Here is an 18965-nt window from a genome sequence, read left to right as displayed (position 1 = left end):
TTTTGGCAAAAATCATAGACAGTATCAACAAAATAGTAACGCTTTCTCCAGAGGAAGAGTTGCTATTTTTGTCTAAAACCGAAATCAAACAATATAAAGCCAAAACCATACTTGTTAATGCTGGCGAAATAAGCAAGTATTCCTATTTTGTCAACTCTGGCTTGTTGAGAAGTTTCAATATTAACGATGATATTGTCGAACATGTATTGAGTTTTGCTTGCGAAGGTTGGTGGATTGGCGATATCTACAGCTTGATTTCAAAAAAACCAGGCAATCTTTTTATTGAAGTTTTAGAAGATGCAGAAGTGGTTTTGCTTACGAGAGAAAGTCAAAACGAACTTTTTACAGAAATTCCAAAACTAGAACGTTTCTTTAGAATTTTAACCGAAAACTCACTCGTCGCTAATCAAGAACGATTGATGGATAATTTAAGTTTAACTGCTGAAGAACGATTTGATAAGTTCTGCAAACGCTATCCAACCATCATTCAACGTGTACCGCAAAAACAAATTGCATCTTATATTGGTGTAACTCCTGAGTTTTTTAGTAAAATGAAAAGCAGGTTGTTAAAAAACAACAATTAAGAAAACTTTTCAGATTTAAACCTCATCTCATCCATAATTTCAATTAGGTCTAAAGACATACGAAATGGCATTATAAAACTTTCTACTTCTCCTCTGTAAAGACATTCGTTAATATGCTCTATTTCATGATAATAACCCAATCCGACTTTCTCCGATTTTATTAATTGTTCTGAAAACCCTTGTTTTGATAACAGATATTCATTTTGTTCATGAAATCGACCAGGAATTACAATTTTGCCTTCGGTTCCGTATATTTCGCATTTTATATCAGTAACCGTTTCAAAAGAGGAAAATAGAGCAGCTGTTGCTCCATTTTCATAACTCAACAGAGCAGAACAAGATGTATCTACACCTGTCTCACAATAACGCATTGACACTCGAATTGATTTTGGTTTTCCTAAAAGCAACAAAGAAATATACAACGGATAAATACCAATATCTAATAGTGAACCACCGCCTAAATTCGGATCAAAAAGTCGACTTTTAGGATCATAACCCGTTTTAAAACCAAAATCAGCAGTAATGTGAATTAGTTCTCCAATAATACCTTTTTGTATCGTGTTGTTAATACTGATAATATTAGGCAAACAACTTGTCCACATTGCTTCCATAAAAAAAACTTTGTTCTCTTGCGCTACTTTAATCATTTCTTCTACATCTGCTTTATTTGTAGCTAATGGTTTTTCACACAATACTGCTTTTTTATTCCTTAAGCAAAGTAAGCTATGTTCTTTGTGATAAGAATTTGGAGTGGCAATATAAACTACATCAATTTCATCACATCTGGCAAAATCTTCATAAGAATCAAACGAAAAACGTATGTTGTATTTTTCAGCAAAAGCAGTACTTTTTTCGACATCTCTTGAAACACAAGCAACTAGTTCTGAATTATCATTTAACAATAAATCATTAGCAAATTTGTGTGCAATTTTTCCACAACCTAAAATTCCCCATTTTACTTTTCTGTTTCTATCAATCATAACTTAATTATTGAGTATAAAAATAATGAAATTTATATCTCTAGACGCAATTCATAGAGCTCTAATTTCTTAATCTACATTAAGTGCATATAGAAACACATCATTGTAAATTTGTATCATAATAATTAATACATTTATACATCATGAAAAATACAGTTTTACACAAAGCAAATACTCGTGGTCATGCTAATCACGGATGGTTGAACGCTTATCATAGTTTTAGTTTTGCAAGTTGGTACAATCCAGATAGAGTTCAGTTTGGTATGTTGCGCGTTTTGAATGACGATACCGTTGCTGCTGGAATGGGTTTTGGAACTCATCCACACAATAATATGGAAATCATCACCATTCCTCTTGAAGGCGATTTGGCACACAAAGATAGTATGGGAAATGCCGCTACAATAAAAACAGGCGATGTTCAAGTAATGAGTGCTGGAACAGGAATTCAACACAGTGAATTCAATCCAAATGCTAATCAACAAACTAAATTATTTCAAATTTGGTTGTTTCCAAAATACAGAAATGTGGAACCGCGTTACCAACAAATTACATTGGATGTAAGGAAACAAAAAAATAATTTCGCTCAAATACTTTCACCAAATGCTGATGATGAAGGTGTATGGATACATCAAGATGCGTGGTTTCATTTAGCAGATTTTGATAAAGATTTTACCAAGACTTATCAATTAAAAAAAGAAGGAAATGGAATGTATGTTTTTGTAATTTCAGGAAACATAACAGTTGATGGACAAGAATTAGAAACTCGTGACGGATTGGGAATTACCGATTTTGAAACCTTGGAGATAAAAGCTTCAACAGATGCGAAATTTTTGTTGATGGAAATTCCGATGGAACAATAAATAATGTTCAGTAATCAGTTTTTAGTATTCAGTTAAAAAAGTAATCAATCATATGAACAACGAAGCACAATTAAAAATAGACGGAAATAAAGGTTTTTTCTTTGTTGAAGTTGATGGAAAACGCGAAGCCATGATGACTTTTGTTTTTGCTGGTGAGGACAAAATCATCATAGACCATACGGAAGTAAATCCAGGAAATAACGGAAAAGGTTTCGGTAAAATAATGGTTCTAAAAGCCGTAGAATATGCTCGTGAAAACGGAATTAAAATTCTTCCGCTTTGTCCTTTTGCGAAGAGTGTTTTTGACAAAACTTCCGAAATCAGAGACGTTTTATAATTAATAATTATGGCAACACTTTTAGAAAAAAATATTGAAGGTCAAATTGGCACACAAAAATATTTATGCACTATCAATTGGAGAAATGGTCAGTTGATTATGGATGAACCAGTAAGCATTGATGGAAAAGATCTTGGACCTGATCCTTACAGTACACTTTTAGCTTCGTTAGCCGGTTGTACACTTTCCACTTTACGAATGTATATTGATCGAAAAGGATGGGATATTCCAGAAATAAAAATTTCACTAAATTTATCTCAGAAAAACAATCCCGATTTAGAAACTATAATTACAAGAGACATCACTTTTTCTAATATTGTTGACGAAGAAACCAAAAAACGATTGTTGATTATTGCTGAGAAATGTCCTGTTTCTAAAATTCTGAAAAACAAAATAACCATACCAACAACAATATAATTATGGATGCAAACAATTTAAAAAAAGAATATACCAATGGTGAAGTGACCATTGTTTGGCAATCTGGGAAATGTATTCATGCCGCAGAATGTGTGAAAAATAATCCTGCAGTTTTTAAACCAAAAGAAAAACCATGGATTAACCCAGAAAATTCAACGACAGAAAAAATTGTTGAAACCGTTAAAAAATGCCCATCAGGAGCATTAACCTATTACTTAAACAATAAATAATGAAAAAAATCATCGCTTTTGGCGCTTCGTCAAGCAAAAATTCTATCAATAAACAACTGGCAATTTATGCTGCAAGCTTGTTTGAAAATGCCAGTGTAGAAGTATTAGATTTGAACGATTATGATATGCCTGTTTTTTCTGTAGATAGAGAAAAAGAAGATGGAATTCATCCCTTAGCACAACAATTTTATGATCGAATTGGCACTGCCGATTGTATCGTAATCTCGTTTGCAGAGCACAATGGTAGTTATTCTGCAGCATTTAAGAATATATTTGATTGGGCTTCGCGTATCAATGCAAAAACGTTTCAACAAAAGCCAATGTTACTTCTCGCTACTTCGCCTGGCGCACGTGGTGGAAGTTCCGTTTTAGACATTGCAAATAAGCGATTTCCGTTTCAAGGTGGCAATGTAAAAGGAAGTTTTTCATTACCTAGCTTTCATGAGAACTTTAAGGAAGAGAAAATCATCAACGAGGAATTAAATGCCGACCTTATTGAATTGATACAATCCATAGCTCTATAAAAAAAGCCCTAACATAGTTAGGGCTTTTACTTATTTAAAATTTTTATTATCAAATCGAGTTACATCAATTACCTTTTCTTCATCGATGTCGAACGATATTTCTATACTATCTCCAACGATGGTTACTGGCAATTCTGCTGAAACCTGAGATGAACCCACAAAAATATTTGGATAATCTTTAATAGTAAAATAATAGAAACTATTACCATTCTTTACATCGCTTTGAATTCTAGTCACTATAGATTTTAAACTCTTTTTAGCATCAGCACTCGAAGGATTAATTCTATTTCCAGTAGAGTTGAAAGCACTCTTGAACGATGTTAGCGTTTCTCTCATTGAGTTGCCAACACCAACGATAGTATAATCATTAATAGCAACCATGGCATACATTTTCACCAAACCGCCATCGTCTTTAAGCGTCATTACATAAGTTGGAATGTTATTGATATTATAAGGAATAGGTAAAGACGTTTTATATCCTTTCTCTTGCACTTTACCTTCGGCAGAACTTTGCGCAGCATATTCCGTTGCTCCACTTTGTTTATAGAACGTTGTTTCTTTTGTTCGTGTATCAACCAAAACGAACCCAACAGAACTTTCATCACTACCAACTGATGTTAAACCTGTGTACCAATAAGAACGATCATTTTTACCATAAACTAATGTCAATCCTTCCGTAATTTGCAACTTATCTTGGTTAGAAAAATTCCAATATCCTTTGATATATTCACCCCAATCATTAAGTTGATTTTCAATAAATTCAGCAGGCTGAATTCTATCAACCCAAGCTGGTGCGTTGTCAATAGAATATTCTTTAATATCACCTGATTGCGCATCAACAACTACTATTCCATTGGTGTTTTCTCCTGAAAAACCAATTTGCTTGTCATAAGTAGCAATTACCCAAAATGGATTTCCTTGTTCGTCAATTTCAAAAGTAAAGTCAGCCAAACCTGTTGTTGCATAACCATTTAAATAAACATGTCTGTAAATATCACTTTGAAAATAAGCACCTGACTGGTATTTTATCTTTACTGGTTTATTGTTTACGGTTTGCACCAGTTTTACGTCACGTTCGTTGGTTGCCGAAACCATAACATAACCTGGCGTGCCTTCGCGGTTGTTCAACCATTTGAAAAATCCAGAATGTAATAATGGCGCAACCCAATACAATTCATTATTTACTTTTTGTATCGAAAACTTACCAAGAACAATTTGACTTCCCAAAGCAGGTTGTGAACCAATAATTTTTTCGCCAAGCAAATACGCTAAATCTTGATCAACCACCCGAATTTTATCCATTGAAATTGGAGCAATGTGTGTGGAGATTTTTTCACCATTTTTAACTTCTCCAATCATTTTTTGATAGCTTGAAGTGTGAAAAATCGTGGCTGAAGTTAGTAACGGAACGATAGTAACGTACAACCCAACCAAGAGCATTATGACCAACAACCATTTACCTGGTCGTGATGAAATAATGAATTTTTTTCCAGTGCTATCAACAGAAAGCCCGAGCGATATGAAAAAGTAAATTCCTAATAGTATCAGAACAATGATAGGAAATCCATAAAACCCAAACTGAAGAACCGGATGGTTTAAATAAACCAAAATAAGACCAAAAATCAATAGTAAAGAAACGAGTAGTGTTTTTTTCATTGTTATATTTTTACACTTATACGTCGGATTAATGATAAAAAGTTACAATCCAGATAAAAATAGAAGACAACAGAGTTATTTATAAATTATTACTTTTGTTCTAGAATTAAATCTATAAAATAAAACTAAACAAATGAAAGCATACGTTTTTCCTGGACAAGGCGCACAATTTACCGGAATGGGTAAAGATTTATATGAGAATTCGGCGGAAGCCAAAGCATTATTCGAAAAAGCAAATGACATTTTAGGTTTCAGAATTACTGATATTATGTTTGAAGGAACAGCCGAAGAATTGAAAGAAACTAAAGTTACACAACCTGCCGTTTTTTTACATTCGGTTATTCTAGCAAAAACACTAAATGTTACACCAGATATGGTTGCCGGACATTCATTAGGTGAATTTTCTGCTTTGGTTGTTAATGGAGCTTTATCGTTTGAAGATGGATTGCAGTTGGTTTCCAAACGTGCTTTGGCAATGCAAAAAGCTTGCGAAATAACGCCTTCGACTATGGCAGCCGTTTTAAATTTAGATGACAAAGTTGTAGAAGATATTTGTGCTTCAATTGACGGAGTTGTTGTTGCTGCTAATTATAACTGTCCTGGACAATTAGTAATTTCTGGAGAATATAAAGCGGTGGAACTAGCTTGTGAAAAAATGAAGGAAGCTGGCGCAAAACGGGCGCTGATTTTGCCTGTTGGCGGTGCATTCCATTCACCAATGATGGAACCAGCAAGAGAAGAATTGGCAGCAGCGATTGAAGCAACAACATTTTCAACACCAACTTGTCCTGTGTATCAAAATGTAACCGCAAATGCCGTTTCAAATGCAGATGAAATCAAAAAAAACCTAATTATTCAATTGACTGCACCAGTAAGATGGACACAGTCGGTACAACAAATGATTAAAGACGGAGCAACTAGTTTTACTGAAGTTGGACCTGGAAAAGTATTAGTTGGATTGGTAAACAAAATTGACAAAGAAGTTGAAACAATTTCAGCTTAAATTTTATAATGCAAAAATTCAGAGAGATAGTAGCATTTATTAATGGCGCAAAAGTCATTGAACCAAGCATTAATTATAGTGAATATATACCTTTAGATTTATCTGTTTTTAATGAAAATTTAAAGAACTATAAATTAGAAAACGCGTCAGATTATGAACTTTTTATTCAATCCCAACTTGATGAAAAGCAAGCAAAAATAGCTTATGGCGGTTATTTAGAAAAAAGAAATTTATATAAAAGAAGTACTGTTTTTAATAGTGAAAATGCTGATGAGCGAGACATTCACATCGGTTTAGACTTATGGATTAACAAACAAGCTTCCATTCATGCGGTTTTAGATGGTGTAATTCATAGTTTTCAAAACAATACTGCTTTAGGTGATTATGGACCAACTATAATTCTCGAACATGAATATAACAATGTCCTATTTTATTCTTTGTATGGTCATTTAAGTGAAGAAAGTTTACAAGAAAAAGAAATAGGTCAAAAAGTAATAAAAGGCGAACAAATAGCCACATTGGGATTACCACCAATAAATGGAGATTATGCGCCACATTTACATTTTCAAATCATCATGAATATGGAAGGAAAAACAGGAGATTATCCTGGAGTAAGTTCAGAAAACAACTTAAATTTTTATAAAAACAATTGTCCTAATCCAAACGAACTATTAAATATATATTAATTATGAAAAAAATAATTTTATCCTTAGTATTGGCAACTTTACTTGTTTCCTGCAAAGAAGAAACAAAAGAAAAGCTCGACGCAGCGAAAGATGCCGTAACCGAAGAAATGAAAAGCAGTATTGACTCGGCTAAAATAAAAGCAGAATCAGAATTAGATAGTTTAAAATTGAAAACAAAATCTAAAGTAGATAGCTTAAAAGTGAAAAGTGCCGAAAAAATGGAAGAAACGGCAAAAAAACTCAAAGAAAGTGTAAAGAAATAAAGTGAAAATCCTGTGTAAAAAAACACAGGATTTTTATTTTCGTTTATAATTTGTGATAAAAACGCCTACTATTATCAGCATAGTTGCTATAACAAAATCTAATTTTATAACTTCATCAAGCAACAACCATCCCAAGAATACCGCTATAATTGTATTGATATAATTGAGTACCGAAACCTGAATGGCGGAAACTCTCTTGATGGCATAATGATAACAGAAAAAAGCAATTACTGATCCAAAAACAGCTAAGTATAACGTTGCGATAATACTTCTTGAACTCCACGTGCTAAAATCAACATTTGGATTAAAAATCAATGCCAAAACAAATTGTATAATCGCAGCAATTGAAAATTGATAGAATAAATTTAGTGCAATATTAGTGGATTTATGCACATGTAATTTGGTATAAACAGTTCCAATTGACCAAGACAAAATAGCAAAACTCAAAAACAATATTCCAATCTTGTAATTTGGATCTAAAATATCGTCCAATCCATCTCTAAAAATAAAAACTACTCCAAGAAAACCAATAAAAACCCCTATAAAACCTTTGAAGGTTGGTTTTTGTAAACCAATTATCGTACTTCCTAGAAAAACAAGCAATGGTGACAATGCACTTAATATTGATGTTAATCCGCTGGGAACTGTTTTTTCTGCAATAGTTGTAAATCCGTTAGCGATAACAATCATTAAAACGGCTGGGATAAATTGAAGTTTAAAATTTTCCCAACCAATCCAAGCTAATTGTTTTTTGTAGAGCAAAAAAATTAAAATAAGTAACGCTGCTAATCCTTGTCTAACCGAAGTAATATACCACGCCGGAATAGTTTCTACAGCTACACGAATACCTAAATAAGTTGTGCCCCAAACTACCGCTACCATCAGTAAGCAAAAAAGTAATTTGAAATCGTGTTTAGAATTCATTAATAGAAAAGAGTTGCTTACTTAGGTTATTAAGTTGAAAATAGAATTTTAACTTCTAATTTTCTGTTCCCATTTCCAAGCTGAAGCAAGACTTTCTTCTAAAGTTAGTTCTGCTTTCCAACCTAAAACTTGATTGGCTTTATCGGTATTTGCATAAGCCGAAGTAATATCGCCTTCTCTTCTACCAACTATTTTGTATGGTAATTTTTTACCTGAAACTTTTTCAAATGCAGTAATAACCTCAAGAACAGAACTTCCTGTTCCAGTTCCAAGATTGAAGGTTTCTACTTTTTCAAGATTTTGCTTGTTCAATAATCGTTGCATTGCTACAACATGTGCTTTAGCTAAATCAACTACGTGAATATAATCTCGAATTGCTGTTCCATCTGGTGTTGGATAATCATCACCATAAACTGAAAGCTGCTCACGCAAACCTATTCCTGTTTGTGTTATAAACGGCATCAAATTCTGCGGAACACCAATTGGTAATTCGCCAATTTCAGCCGTTGGATGTGCTCCAACTGGATTAAAATATCGCAATAAAATGGAATTAATTGAGGTCACTTTTGCAGTATCAGTAATAATTTCTTCCCCTATTTGTTTAGTATTTCCATAAGGTGACATTGCTGGTTGTATGGATGCATCTTCAGTAATTGGCATTTTTTCGGCTTGACCGTAAACCGTACAAGAGGAACTAAAAATAAAATTAGCTTCAGCCATTTTTGATAATTCTTGAAGAATATAAACCAATGCATTGATATTGTTTTCATAATACAACAAAGGGTTTTCAACGCTTTCACCAACCGCTTTACTAGCTGCAAAATGAATTACACCAACAACATCATTATATTTTGCAAAGAAACTTTGAACCGAAGCTTTGTCTCTTAAATCAAGATTTTCAAAAACTGGTTTTTTTCCAATAATTCGTTCTATTCCATCCAAAACACTGATAGAAGAATTAGACAAATTATCAATAATAATAGCTTCAAAACCTGCGTTGTGTAGTTCAACCACCGTGTGCGAACCAATAAAACCTAATCCGCCAGTTACTAATACTTTTTTCATTTTTATAAATTATTTGAAAAATTCTATAACACTATCTGTGATATATTTGATTTGCTCGTTGTCAAGTTCTGTGTGCATTGGCAAAGAAATTACTTCTTTTACCAACTGATTGGTTACTGGAAAATCTTCTTCTTTGTAGCGACTATCAACATACGCTTTTTGACTATGCAACGGAATTGGATAATAAATAGCACATGGAATTTGTTTTGACTGCAAATGTTCCATCAATTGATCGCGTTTTCCATTGGTAATTCGCAATGTATATTGATGAAAAACATGACAATCGCAAATATCACAAATTGTTGGTGCTACAATGTGCTGATGTCCTTCAAAAGCAGCCGAATATTTTCTTGCAGCATCTTGTCTAGCTTTTCCATACTCATCAAGTAAAGGTAATTTGGCATTCAAAACTCCTGCTTGAATACTATCTAAACGGGAATTTACACCAACAACATCATGATGGTATCGAACGTACATTCCGTGGTTTACAATTCCGCGAATTTTATGTGCTAGTTCGTCGTCATTGGTAAAAATTGCTCCACCATCGCCATAACAACCTAAATTTTTACTTGGGAAAAATGAAGTTGAAGCTACATGACCGATAGTTCCTGCTTTCTTTTTTGTACCATCAGAAAATTTACAATTGGCTCCGATAGCTTGAGCATTATCCTCAATAACATATAAATTATGCTCGTTGGCTATTCTCATAATCGCTTCCATATTCGCAGCACGACCAAACAAATGTACCGGAACGATGGCTTTTGTTTTTGGTGTAATGGCTTTTTTGATGGCTTCAATAGAAATATTCATATTTACTAAATCAACATCAACCAAAACAGGTGTTAATTGTAACAAAGCAATTACTTCAACGGTTGCAGCAAACGTAAAATCGGCAGTAATAACTTCATCACCGGGTTTTAAATCCAATCCCATCATGGCAATTTGCAAGGCATCAGTTCCGTTCGCACATGGAATAACGTGTTTTACATCGAGGTATTGCTCCAGATTTTTTTGAAATTCATGAACCAATGGTCCATTGATGTATGTTGTGGTATCTAAAACTTCTTGAATAGAAGCGTTAACGGTATTTTTTATTTTTTCGTATTGACTTTTAAGGTCAACCATTTGAATTTTTCTCATTGAAAAGTAAATTAAAGTCAAGCAAAACTACTAATTTAATGACTTATTCCAATGAAAATTCTACAAACTGATGTATTTTAGCGTCACAATTCATAAGTTATGTTTTTTCTTTACAATCTCTTGGTTCAAATTGCAGGTTTAGGTGTAAAAATTGTTGCTGTTTTCAGTCCGAAAATAAAACTTTTTGTTAATGGTAGAAAAGCTGTTTTTCAAACCTTGGAAGACAAAATCAAACCTTCAGATAAAACGATTTGGTTTCACGCAGCTTCACTGGGCGAATTTGAGCAAGGTTTGCCTGTAATGGAAAAAATCAAAGAAAAATTCCCCAATCATAAAATTGTAGTTACCTTTTTTTCGCCTTCGGGATATGAAGTTAGGAAGAACAATACTATTGCTGATGCAACAGTTTATTTGCCTTTGGACACCAAATCAAATGCTAAAAAATTTCTCAAACTCGTTCATCCTGAAATGGTTTTTTTCATCAAATATGAATTTTGGCCCAATTATTTGAATGAATTAAAAAAATCCAATGTTACAACGTACCTAATTTCAGGAATTTTTAGAGAAAACCAGGCATTTTTTAAATGGTATGGCGGATTTTATCGAAAAGCGCTTAAAACATTTGATTACTTTTTTGTACAAAATGAAAGTTCGAAAAAATTACTTCAAAGCTTAGGATTTCAAAATGTAAAAATTTCGGGCGATACACGATTTGACAGAGTGGTTTCGATTTTGGAAAGAGATAATTCGCTTGATTTTATTGAAAGTTTTACAAAAAGCTCCTCGACTGCGCTCGGAGTGACAAAATGTACAACCATCGTCATCGGAAGTTCGTGGCCAAAAGACGAAGAATTATTGATAAATTACATCAATCAATCTTCGGAAGAAATTAAATTTATTATTGCGCCACATAATATAAAGGAAGAACAAATTTCAAATCTCAAATCACAAATCACAAAAAAAACAGTTTTATTTTCAGAGAAAAACAACCTTGATTTATCTAATTTCAATGTCTTCATTATCAACACCATTGGAATTTTGACAAAAATTTATTCGTATGCTGATATCGCTTATGTTGGCGGCGGATTTGGAAATCCCGGTGTACATAATCTTTTAGAACCGGCAACTTTTGGTATTCCGATTATTCTTGGTCCAAATTATTCTCATTTTGCCGAAGCAACGGCTTTGGTTCATCAAGAAGGTTGTATTTCTATCAAAAATCAAAACGAATTGAACGAAGCTTTTGATAATTTGATTTCAAACGAAGACATTCGCCATGAAAAAGGACATATTTGTGAAACATTTGTTCAAATGAATAAGGGTGCGACGCAAACTATCATGAATCATATCAATCCATAATTTTGTCATTCCGAGGAACGAGGAATCGCACAACTTTACACATTATAATATGAGATTCCTCGTTCCTCGGAATGATAAATAGGTAAAAAATGACAAACTTCCAACCATTAGAATTATCCCAAATCGAAACCATCACTAAAATGATGCAAGAGTTCTATGCAATAGATAATTATCCTATCGACATTGAAACCACTAAAAAATTATTTCAAGAATTCATTATTGATGAAAATTTAGGCAAATGTTGGCTTATTTATCATGAAGGAGAAATTGTAGGTTACGTAATTTTAACTTTTATATTCAGTTTTGAATACAAAGGTCGAATTGCTTTTCTGGACGAATTATACCTCAACGAATCGGCAAGAGGAAAAGGAATTGGAGCAAAAACAATTCAATTTATAAAAGAGCAAACTGCTAAATTATCGTTAAAACTGCTCTATCTTGAGGTGGAACATCACAATCAAAACGCACAAAAATTGTATCTTGCCAACGGTTTTGAAATTCATAATCGAAAAATTTTAAAATACAAACTATACTAAACAATATGAAATACATTAAATTACTATTACTATTCGTTTTCATTCAAACACAAGCGCAACAAGGCGGAATGTGGATTCCTTCTTTATTAAAAGGAATGAACGAAAGCGAAATGAAAAACCTCGGCATGAAGATTTCTGCCGAAGACATTTATTCGATTAACAAATCCAGTTTAAAAGATGCTGTTCCTCATTTTGATGGCGGTTGTACTGCCGAAATGATTTCGGATAAAGGTTTGCTTCTAACCAATCATCATTGTGGTTACGACAATATTCAAAGTCATTCAACGGTGGAAAATGATTATTTGACCAATGGTTTTTGGGCTTATAAAATGGACGATGAATTACCAAACAAAGATTTATATGTAACCTTCATTATCCGAATTGAAGATGTAACGACTAAAGTTCTAGAAGGAACAGAAACAATGACATCTGAGGCTGAAAAACAGAAAAAAATTCAGGCAAACATCAGTACATTAACTAAAACTTTGCCTAAAGAATCATGGCAAGAAAATAGTATTAAAACGTTTTATGACGGAAATCAATACTTATTATTTGTAATCGAAAACTACAAAGACGTACGATTGGTTGGTGCGCCACCAAGTTCTATTGGTAAATTTGGTTCAGACACTGATAACTGGGTTTGGCCAAGACATACCGGAGATTTTTCGTTATTTAGAATTTATGCAGACAAAAATAACCGTCCAGCGGAATATTCAAAAGACAACGTTCCCTATAAACCTAAACACTTCTTCCCTATTTCTGCTAAAGGAATTTCGGAAAATGATTTCACGATGGTTATGGGTTATCCCGGAAGAACTCAGGAATATTTGCCTGCTGTTGCTGTAGAACAAATTGTAAACACTACAAATCCGGCAAAAATTGAAGTTCGTGATGCAGCTTTGAAAGTTCAAGATGGTTTTATGCGAAAAGACAATGCTATCAAAATCCAATATGCATCCAAGTATGCAAGTATTGCCAATTATTGGAAAAAATGGATTGGCGAAACCAAAGGTTTGAAAAAATCAAATGCTATAGGTGTAAAACAAAAATTTGAAAAGGAATTTCAGGAAAAAGTTATCAAAGCAGGAAAACAAGCTGAATATGGTAATTTATTGAGCGATTTCGAGAAAAATTATACTGAAATAAAAGATTATGCCCTAGCAAGAGATTTATTCTCTGAAGTTGCAATGCGAAATACTGAGTTATTACAAAACGGTTATCGCTTATATCAATTAGAACAATTATTGGCAACCAAAGGCGAGCAAGCTTTTACCGATAGAAAAAATAATTTATCAAAAGGTATTGATGCATTCTACAAAGATTTTAATCCAACAGTTGACAAAAATGTATTTGAACAATTGATTGCTATTTATGCTAAAAGATTACCAAGTCAATTTCTACCAAATGAATTGAAAAATTTAGATGCCAATAAATTAGCAAACGATATTTACACCAACTCAAAATTAGTAAACCTACAAGATTTCAGAAGTTTGTTGGAAGGTGATTCCAAAACAGTTTTAGAAAAAATCAATAACGATAAAGGTTATCAGATTTTGAAAGCGATGGCCGATTCTTACACAAAAAGTGTGGTGCCAAAATATGATGAAATCAATTTGAAAAATATTGCAACACAAAGAACCTATATGAAAGCCATTTTGGAGTTGAGCCCAAAATCAGCACGAATTTTTCCTGATGCAAACAGCACTTTACGCGTAACCTATGGAAAAGTAAAAGGCTATAAACCAAATGATGCCGTTCTGTATGAACCAATAACCTATCTTGATGGTGTGATGGAAAAATATGTTCCTGGCGATTATGAATTTGATGTTCCAAAAAAATTAATCGAATTGTATGATACAAAAGATTATGGAAAATACAGCCACAAAGGAAAAATGCCAGTTTGTTTCATTGCAACAAATCATACAACAGGTGGAAACTCTGGAAGTCCAGCATTAGATGCAAATGGCAATTTAATTGGCTTGAATTTTGATAGAGTTTGGGAAGGAACAATGAGTGATATTTATTACTCACCAGATATTTGCAGAAACATCATGGTTGATGCTCGATACATATTATTCATCATTGATAAATTTGCTGGAGCCCAAAATATAATAGACGAATTAAATATAATTTACCCAAAATCAAAAAAACAAGTTAAAAAATAAAGTTTGGCACAATTATTGTAAAATAAAAATCGGAATTCAAAGTTAGAGATTTTAAAAAAAGTTAAATAAAAGTTTTTCGAAATAAAAAAATTTATATCTTTGCTCCGAATTAATAATTAACCTTTTATAATTAAGTAAGATGAAAAAAGTATTTTTAAGTTTAGCTGTTATCGCTACATTAACTGTAGTATCTTGTAAACAAACTGATGCTGCTGCTACTGAAGCTGTTGACTCAACTGCTACTGAAGTTGTAGATACTGCTGCTCAAGTTGTAGATTCTGCTGCTCAAGTTGTAGATTCTGCTGCTCAAGCTGTTGAAGGAGCTGCTGAAAAAGTAGAAGAAGCTGCTGACGCTGCAAAAAAATAATTAGAATTTAATTCTAGTTTTAAGCTCTGCTCTGCAGGGCTTTTTTTTGCGCAATACTTAAGGAATGTTATCAAAAATATCCTCAGCTGGTGGAAACGCAAAATCTTGAACAGTAAAATCAAGTACTTCTGATTTTGAAATCGTTCTAACTATTTCGTCAATTCCTTTTTGGAGTAATAATTGCGTAGTATATTTTCGGCTGACAGCTATTTCCTTTTCTTTTAAAATAATTTTAAAAAAGAACTTTCCGTTTTTAGATTTAAACTTCATAAAAAAGACATCGTCAATTGCTTTTCTCAACACTTCAATATCATCTTCACATTCAAATCGTAATTCAAAATCATTACTAACAAATATGGTTTTACCTTTTCTTGAGGTAAATTCATATTTATAATAACCATTTTGCCGTTTTGTAATTACGAATGTTCCCATTTTTTTTAAATAAAAAAAGCTCCAAACATAGTTTGAAGCTTTTGTACTCAGAGCGGCTCCGAAGCTTCGGAGTTGAACCCGCTATCATAACTTCCCAACTATATCATCAATAAGCCGTTTGTCATCAATCAATTTCTCTATGAATTTTCTTGATTTCATTCTCTTAATAAATCGTTCTAAAGCATAAGCCTTTTTACTTGATTTGCAATTATAACTCAAACATAATCGCCAAGGAATTCCTTTTGATGTAAACACACCAGTATAAAAACCTGAATTATGCTCATTTAATCTTCTCTCGACTTCATCAGTTGTTCCAACATAATATCTATCGAGTTTTTCTGAAAATAATATATAGACAAGATACGTTTTATACAATAAAAAAAGCTCCAAACATAGTTTGAAGCTTTTGTACTCAGAGCGGGACTTGAACCCGCACGAACATTGCTGTTCACTGGATTTTAAGTCCAGCGTGTCTACCAATTTCACCATCCGAGCATTTATGATAGTTGAGCGAAAAACGGGGCTCGAACCCGCGACCTCGACCTTGGCAAGGTCGCGCTCTACCAACTGAGCTATTTTCGCATTCTCAAATTTTGTTTGAACATCAATACTTGTTCCGTATTGCGGATGCAAATGTAATACTAAAATTGAATAATGCAAACGTTTTTATAGAAAAAAAATTCTAACCATGATAAATGCTTGATAGCAAAATCAATAGCGAATACTTATTTTTTTTGAAGCATTTTTCGCAATTCGTTTAACTTCATCAAAGCCTCTACTGGCGTTAAAGTATTTATATCAAGCGCAAGAATATCTTCTCTAATTTCTTCTAGCAAAGGATCATCAAGACTAAAAATATTTAATTGCATTTCATCTTTAACAGCTTTAACACCATTTAGCGATTCGTTTGAATGGTTTTTTTCTAATTTTTTAAGTAGTTTTTGCGCTTTTTGAATTACCGTCTGTGGCATTCCAGCCATTTTTGCTACATGAATACCAAAACTATGAGCACTTCCGCCTTTAACCAATTTTCGTATAAATAAAACAGTGTCTTTTAATTCTTTGACCGATACATTATAATTCTGAATACGCGGAAACAATTCACTCATTTCATTCAATTCGTGATAATGTGTGGCGAACAACGTTTTGGCTCTGGCTGGATTTTCATGCAAAAATTCAGCAATTGCCCATGCTATTGAAATTCCGTCATAGGTACTTGTTCCACGACCAATTTCGTCTAATAACACTAAACTTCTATCTGAGATATTATTTAAAATCGAAGCCGTTTCATTCATCTCAACCATAAACGTCGATTCACCCATTGAAATATTATCACTAGCACCAACTCTGGTGAATATTTTGTCAACAACTCCCATTCTTACGGCTTCAGCTGGAACAAAACTTCCCATTTGGGCTAAAAGAACTATCAAAGCGGTTTGTCTTAAAATAGCTGATTTACCAGACATGTTTGGACCAGTAATCATGATCAATTGTTGTGTTTCTCGGTCTAAAAAAACATCGTTTGAAATATACGGAACACCAACAGGCAATTGTTTTTCAATCACAGGATGACGACCTTCTTTAATTTCTAGGTCGAAAGTTTCATCAAGAATTGGGCAAACATAGTTGTTTTCTATTGCAAGCTGGGCAAACGAAGTTAAACAATCCAGCTGTGCAACTAAATTAGCATTTAACTGAACTGGTTTAATGTAAGTCGAAATCCAATTCACTAACTGTACAAATAATTGTGTTTCTATTTGGTGTATCTTTTCTTCAGCACCTAGAATTTTTGACTCGTATTCTTTTAATTCTTCGGTAATATATCTTTCGGCATTAACTAAAGTTTGTTTTCTAATCCATTCCGCTGGAACTTTATCCTTGTGAGTATTTCGAACTTCAATATAATAACCAAAAACATTATTGAATGAAATTTTTAAGGAGGAAATTCCTGTGAGTTCCGATTCTCTTTTTTCAATTCCTTCTAGAAATTCTTTTCCAGAAAAGGCAATTTTTCGCAATTCGTCTAACTCCTGATGAACTCCTGTTGCAATTGCATTTCCTTTAGCAATAGCAACTGGCGCATCTTGATTGAGCGTTGTTTTTATCTTTTCGCGAAGCAAATCACAACCGTGAAGACTGTCGCCAATTATTCGAACCGCTTCTTGTTTACTTTCTAATGCCAAATTTTTTATAGGAATAATGGCATCCAACGATTCTTTAAGATAAATAATTTCTCGTGGTGAAATTTTACCAGCTGCAACTTTCGAAATTAATCGTTCTAAATCCGAGATTTGCTTAATTTGATATTGAATTTTTTGAAGAATTTCTTGGTTTTCATTCAAATAGGAAACAACTTCATGTCGATTTCTAATTTTATGAATATCTTTCAAAGGCAATGCTAACCAACGTTTCAATAATCTTGAACCCATTGGCGAAAGCGTTTTATCAATTACATCCAAAAGTGTGACCGCATTTTGAGAGTGACTGTGATATAATTCTAAATTTCGAATGGTAAATCGATCCATCCAAACATAGGCATCTTCAGCTATTCTTTGAATATTGGTAATGTGCTGAACTTTATTATGTTGTGTTTCTGATAAATAATATAAAATTGCTCCTGAAGCTACAATTCCTTCCATAAGTTCTTCTACACCAAAACCTTTTAAGGAATTCGTTTGAAAATGATTGGTCAATATTTCTTGAGCATAATCCTCTTTGTATATCCAATCTTCCAAATAAAACACATTAAAATTATCGCCAAAACTATGTTTAAAAGCCGCTTTATTGTTCTTTTGAATTAAAATTTCACTTGGTTGAAAGTTCTGCAACAGCTTATCTATGTATTCCTCATTGCCTTGCGATGTAAGAAATTCACCTGTTGAAACATCAAGAAAAGAAACGCCCAGTTGTTTTTTTCCAAAATACACTGAAGCTAAAAAATTATTAGATTTAGCATGTAAAACCTCATCATTCATAGAAACTCCAGGAGTTACTAATTCTGTAACACCACGTTTTACAATTGTTTTAGTCATTTTTGGATCTTCCAATTGATCACAAATTGCTACTCGAAGTCCTGCTTTCACTAATTTTGGCAAATAAGTATTTAACGAATGGTGTGGAAATCCTGCTAGTGCCGTTTCGGTTTCGCTTCCTGCGCCACGTTTGGTTAAAACAATTCCTAGAATTTTTGACGCCCGAATAGCATCTTCTCCAAAAGTTTCATAAAAATCACCAACTCTAAAAAGCAAACAAGCATCGGGATACTTTCTTTTTATCTCGTTGTATTGTTTCATTAAAGGCGTTTCTTTCGTTTGAATTTCTTTAGCTGACAATGGATTTTGAATTTAAATTTATGAAAAAGCGAATTTAAATATTTTAGAACGATTAGATTACTTAAAAAAAATTAATTTAAAATTAAGGTAAAAAATAAATCACGC

General features: G+C 33.1%; 21 protein-coding genes and 2 tRNA genes. 13 read left to right on the top strand and 10 right to left on the bottom strand.

Annotated features, from left to right (window positions below):
* The first annotated feature begins 2 nt into the window (after positions 1–2).
* The gene (locus tag BC748_RS10485) at positions 3–584 is read left to right on the top strand and encodes a Crp/Fnr family transcriptional regulator (RefSeq protein ID WP_133533450.1); all 582 of its coding nucleotides are present in this window, start codon (positions 3–5) and stop codon (positions 582–584) included.
* On the opposite strand, the gene BC748_RS10480 is transcribed toward BC748_RS10485, so the two are convergent.
* Positions 581–1564: a Gfo/Idh/MocA family protein gene (locus BC748_RS10480; protein ID WP_133533449.1), complete on the bottom strand. Its 984-nt coding sequence runs from the start codon at positions 1562–1564 to the stop codon at positions 581–583. The two genes, BC748_RS10485 and BC748_RS10480, sit on opposite strands and share 4 nt — an antisense overlap.
* 143 nt (positions 1565–1707) lie before the next feature.
* On the opposite strand from BC748_RS10480, the gene BC748_RS10475 reads away from it, so the two are divergent.
* The 5 genes from BC748_RS10475 to BC748_RS10455 are packed head-to-tail and all read left to right on the top strand — an operon-like array spanning position 1708 to position 3932.
* Complete coding sequence (locus BC748_RS10475; protein WP_133533448.1) at positions 1708–2424, top strand: pirin family protein; 717 nt, start codon at positions 1708–1710, stop codon at positions 2422–2424.
* Positions 2425–2476: 52 nt separating this feature from the next.
* Positions 2477–2761 (top strand): GNAT family N-acetyltransferase, encoded by a 285-nt coding sequence (locus BC748_RS10470; protein WP_133533447.1) that lies wholly within the window; start codon positions 2477–2479, stop codon positions 2759–2761.
* Between the two features lie 9 nt (positions 2762–2770).
* A complete protein-coding gene (locus BC748_RS10465; protein WP_133533446.1) occupies positions 2771–3178 on the top strand; it encodes an OsmC family protein in 408 nt (135 codons plus the stop codon).
* 2 nt (positions 3179–3180) lie between these two features.
* Entirely contained in the window at positions 3181–3408 is a 228-nt protein-coding gene (locus BC748_RS10460) for a (4Fe-4S)-binding protein (RefSeq protein WP_133533445.1), read from the top strand.
* A complete protein-coding gene (locus BC748_RS10455; RefSeq protein WP_133533444.1) occupies positions 3408–3932 on the top strand; it encodes an NADPH-dependent FMN reductase in 525 nt (174 codons plus the stop codon). Before BC748_RS10460 ends, BC748_RS10455 begins: the two co-directional genes overlap by 1 nt.
* A gap of 30 nt (positions 3933–3962) precedes the next feature.
* Here BC748_RS10455 and BC748_RS10450 read toward each other — a convergent pair whose 3' ends face one another.
* Positions 3963–5588 carry a hypothetical protein gene (locus BC748_RS10450; RefSeq protein ID WP_133533443.1) on the bottom strand — a complete coding sequence of 542 codons (1626 nt, stop codon included), beginning with the start codon at positions 5586–5588 and terminating at the stop codon, positions 3963–3965.
* Positions 5589–5721: 133 nt separating this feature from the next.
* Here BC748_RS10450 and fabD point away from each other — a divergent pair, with 133 nt between their 5' ends.
* Genes fabD through BC748_RS10435 form a run of 3 tightly spaced genes read left to right on the top strand, consistent with a single transcriptional unit; the run spans position 5722 to position 7540 of the window.
* Complete coding sequence (gene fabD / locus BC748_RS10445; RefSeq protein ID WP_133533442.1) at positions 5722–6591, top strand: ACP S-malonyltransferase; 870 nt, start codon at positions 5722–5724, stop codon at positions 6589–6591.
* Positions 6592–6599: 8 nt separating this feature from the next.
* On the top strand, positions 6600–7277 hold the full coding sequence (locus tag BC748_RS10440) for a peptidoglycan DD-metalloendopeptidase family protein (protein ID WP_133533441.1): 678 nt from the start codon (positions 6600–6602) through the stop codon (positions 7275–7277).
* A gap of 2 nt (positions 7278–7279) precedes the next feature.
* Positions 7280–7540 (top strand): hypothetical protein, encoded by a 261-nt coding sequence (locus BC748_RS10435; RefSeq protein ID WP_133533440.1) that lies wholly within the window; start codon positions 7280–7282, stop codon positions 7538–7540.
* Between the two features lie 33 nt (positions 7541–7573).
* On the opposite strand, the gene BC748_RS10430 is transcribed toward BC748_RS10435, so the two are convergent.
* From BC748_RS10430 to BC748_RS10420, 3 genes are read right to left on the bottom strand one after another with little or no spacing between them, the layout of a single operon-like run.
* On the bottom strand, positions 7574–8464 hold the full coding sequence (locus BC748_RS10430) for a DMT family transporter (protein WP_133533439.1): 891 nt from the start codon (positions 8462–8464) through the stop codon (positions 7574–7576).
* Positions 8465–8512: 48 nt separating this feature from the next.
* Positions 8513–9529 carry a UDP-glucose 4-epimerase GalE gene (gene galE / locus BC748_RS10425; RefSeq protein ID WP_133533438.1) on the bottom strand — a complete coding sequence of 339 codons (1017 nt, stop codon included), beginning with the start codon at positions 9527–9529 and terminating at the stop codon, positions 8513–8515.
* Between the two features lie 9 nt (positions 9530–9538).
* A complete protein-coding gene (locus BC748_RS10420) occupies positions 9539–10669 on the bottom strand; it encodes a DegT/DnrJ/EryC1/StrS family aminotransferase (protein ID WP_133533437.1) in 1131 nt (376 codons plus the stop codon).
* Between the two features lie 99 nt (positions 10670–10768).
* On the opposite strand from BC748_RS10420, the gene BC748_RS10415 reads away from it, so the two are divergent.
* The 4 genes from BC748_RS10415 to BC748_RS10400 all read left to right on the top strand — a co-directional run bounded on the left by BC748_RS10415 (position 10769) and on the right by BC748_RS10400 (position 15096).
* Positions 10769–12028 (top strand): 3-deoxy-D-manno-octulosonic acid transferase, encoded by a 1260-nt coding sequence (locus BC748_RS10415; protein WP_133533436.1) that lies wholly within the window; start codon positions 10769–10771, stop codon positions 12026–12028.
* 89 nt (positions 12029–12117) lie between these two features.
* Entirely contained in the window at positions 12118–12564 is a 447-nt protein-coding gene (locus BC748_RS10410; RefSeq protein WP_133533435.1) for a GNAT family N-acetyltransferase, read from the top strand.
* Between the two features lie 5 nt (positions 12565–12569).
* Complete coding sequence (locus BC748_RS10405; protein ID WP_133533434.1) at positions 12570–14729, top strand: S46 family peptidase; 2160 nt, start codon at positions 12570–12572, stop codon at positions 14727–14729.
* 139 nt (positions 14730–14868) lie between these two features.
* A complete protein-coding gene (locus BC748_RS10400; protein WP_133533433.1) occupies positions 14869–15096 on the top strand; it encodes a PG1828 family lipoprotein in 228 nt (75 codons plus the stop codon).
* A gap of 57 nt (positions 15097–15153) precedes the next feature.
* Here BC748_RS10400 and BC748_RS10395 read toward each other — a convergent pair whose 3' ends face one another.
* The 5 genes from BC748_RS10395 to mutS form a co-directional block, all read right to left on the bottom strand.
* Positions 15154–15528, bottom strand: a complete 375-nt coding sequence (locus tag BC748_RS10395) for a DUF1508 domain-containing protein (RefSeq protein WP_133533432.1) — start codon at positions 15526–15528, stop codon at positions 15154–15156.
* An 84-nt stretch (positions 15529–15612) separates the two neighbouring features.
* Positions 15613–15918 (bottom strand): GIY-YIG nuclease family protein, encoded by a 306-nt coding sequence (locus BC748_RS10390; protein WP_133533431.1) that lies wholly within the window; start codon positions 15916–15918, stop codon positions 15613–15615.
* 19 nt (positions 15919–15937) lie between these two features.
* Positions 15938–16023 (bottom strand) — tRNA-Leu (locus BC748_RS10385).
* 14 nt (positions 16024–16037) lie between these two features.
* Positions 16038–16110: transfer RNA gene (locus BC748_RS10380), tRNA-Gly, on the bottom strand.
* A gap of 143 nt (positions 16111–16253) precedes the next feature.
* Positions 16254–18860, bottom strand: a complete 2607-nt coding sequence (gene mutS, locus BC748_RS10375; protein WP_133533430.1) for a DNA mismatch repair protein MutS — start codon at positions 18858–18860, stop codon at positions 16254–16256.
* Positions 18861–18965 lie beyond the last annotated feature (105 nt).

The organism is Flavobacterium dankookense, from assembly GCF_004362665.1.
GTDB lineage: Bacteria > Bacteroidota > Bacteroidia > Flavobacteriales > Flavobacteriaceae > Flavobacterium > Flavobacterium dankookense.
Note: the sequence above shows the minus strand (reverse complement) of the source record. Positions and strands in the feature narration are given on the sequence as shown.

Coding starts and splice junctions, on each gene's coding strand:
- BC748_RS10480 (WP_133533449.1), bottom strand. CDS start 1,564: ATGATTGATAGAAACAGAAAAGTAAAATGGGGAATTTTAGGTTGTGGA.
- BC748_RS10475 (WP_133533448.1), top strand. CDS start 1,708: ATGAAAAATACAGTTTTACACAAAGCAAATACTCGTGGTCATGCTAAT.
- BC748_RS10470 (WP_133533447.1), top strand. CDS start 2,477: ATGAACAACGAAGCACAATTAAAAATAGACGGAAATAAAGGTTTTTTC.
- BC748_RS10465 (WP_133533446.1), top strand. CDS start 2,771: ATGGCAACACTTTTAGAAAAAAATATTGAAGGTCAAATTGGCACACAA.
- BC748_RS10460 (WP_133533445.1), top strand. CDS start 3,181: ATGGATGCAAACAATTTAAAAAAAGAATATACCAATGGTGAAGTGACC.
- BC748_RS10455 (WP_133533444.1), top strand. CDS start 3,408: ATGAAAAAAATCATCGCTTTTGGCGCTTCGTCAAGCAAAAATTCTATC.
- BC748_RS10450 (WP_133533443.1), bottom strand. CDS start 5,588: ATGAAAAAAACACTACTCGTTTCTTTACTATTGATTTTTGGTCTTATT.
- fabD (WP_133533442.1), top strand. CDS start 5,722: ATGAAAGCATACGTTTTTCCTGGACAAGGCGCACAATTTACCGGAATG.
- BC748_RS10440 (WP_133533441.1), top strand. CDS start 6,600: ATGCAAAAATTCAGAGAGATAGTAGCATTTATTAATGGCGCAAAAGTC.
- BC748_RS10435 (WP_133533440.1), top strand. CDS start 7,280: ATGAAAAAAATAATTTTATCCTTAGTATTGGCAACTTTACTTGTTTCC.
- BC748_RS10430 (WP_133533439.1), bottom strand. CDS start 8,464: ATGAATTCTAAACACGATTTCAAATTACTTTTTTGCTTACTGATGGTA.
- galE (WP_133533438.1), bottom strand. CDS start 9,529: ATGAAAAAAGTATTAGTAACTGGCGGATTAGGTTTTATTGGTTCGCAC.
- BC748_RS10420 (WP_133533437.1), bottom strand. CDS start 10,669: ATGAGAAAAATTCAAATGGTTGACCTTAAAAGTCAATACGAAAAAATA.
- BC748_RS10415 (WP_133533436.1), top strand. CDS start 10,769: ATGTTTTTTCTTTACAATCTCTTGGTTCAAATTGCAGGTTTAGGTGTA.
- BC748_RS10410 (WP_133533435.1), top strand. CDS start 12,118: ATGACAAACTTCCAACCATTAGAATTATCCCAAATCGAAACCATCACT.
- BC748_RS10405 (WP_133533434.1), top strand. CDS start 12,570: ATGAAATACATTAAATTACTATTACTATTCGTTTTCATTCAAACACAA.
- BC748_RS10400 (WP_133533433.1), top strand. CDS start 14,869: ATGAAAAAAGTATTTTTAAGTTTAGCTGTTATCGCTACATTAACTGTA.
- BC748_RS10395 (WP_133533432.1), bottom strand. CDS start 15,528: ATGGGAACATTCGTAATTACAAAACGGCAAAATGGTTATTATAAATAT.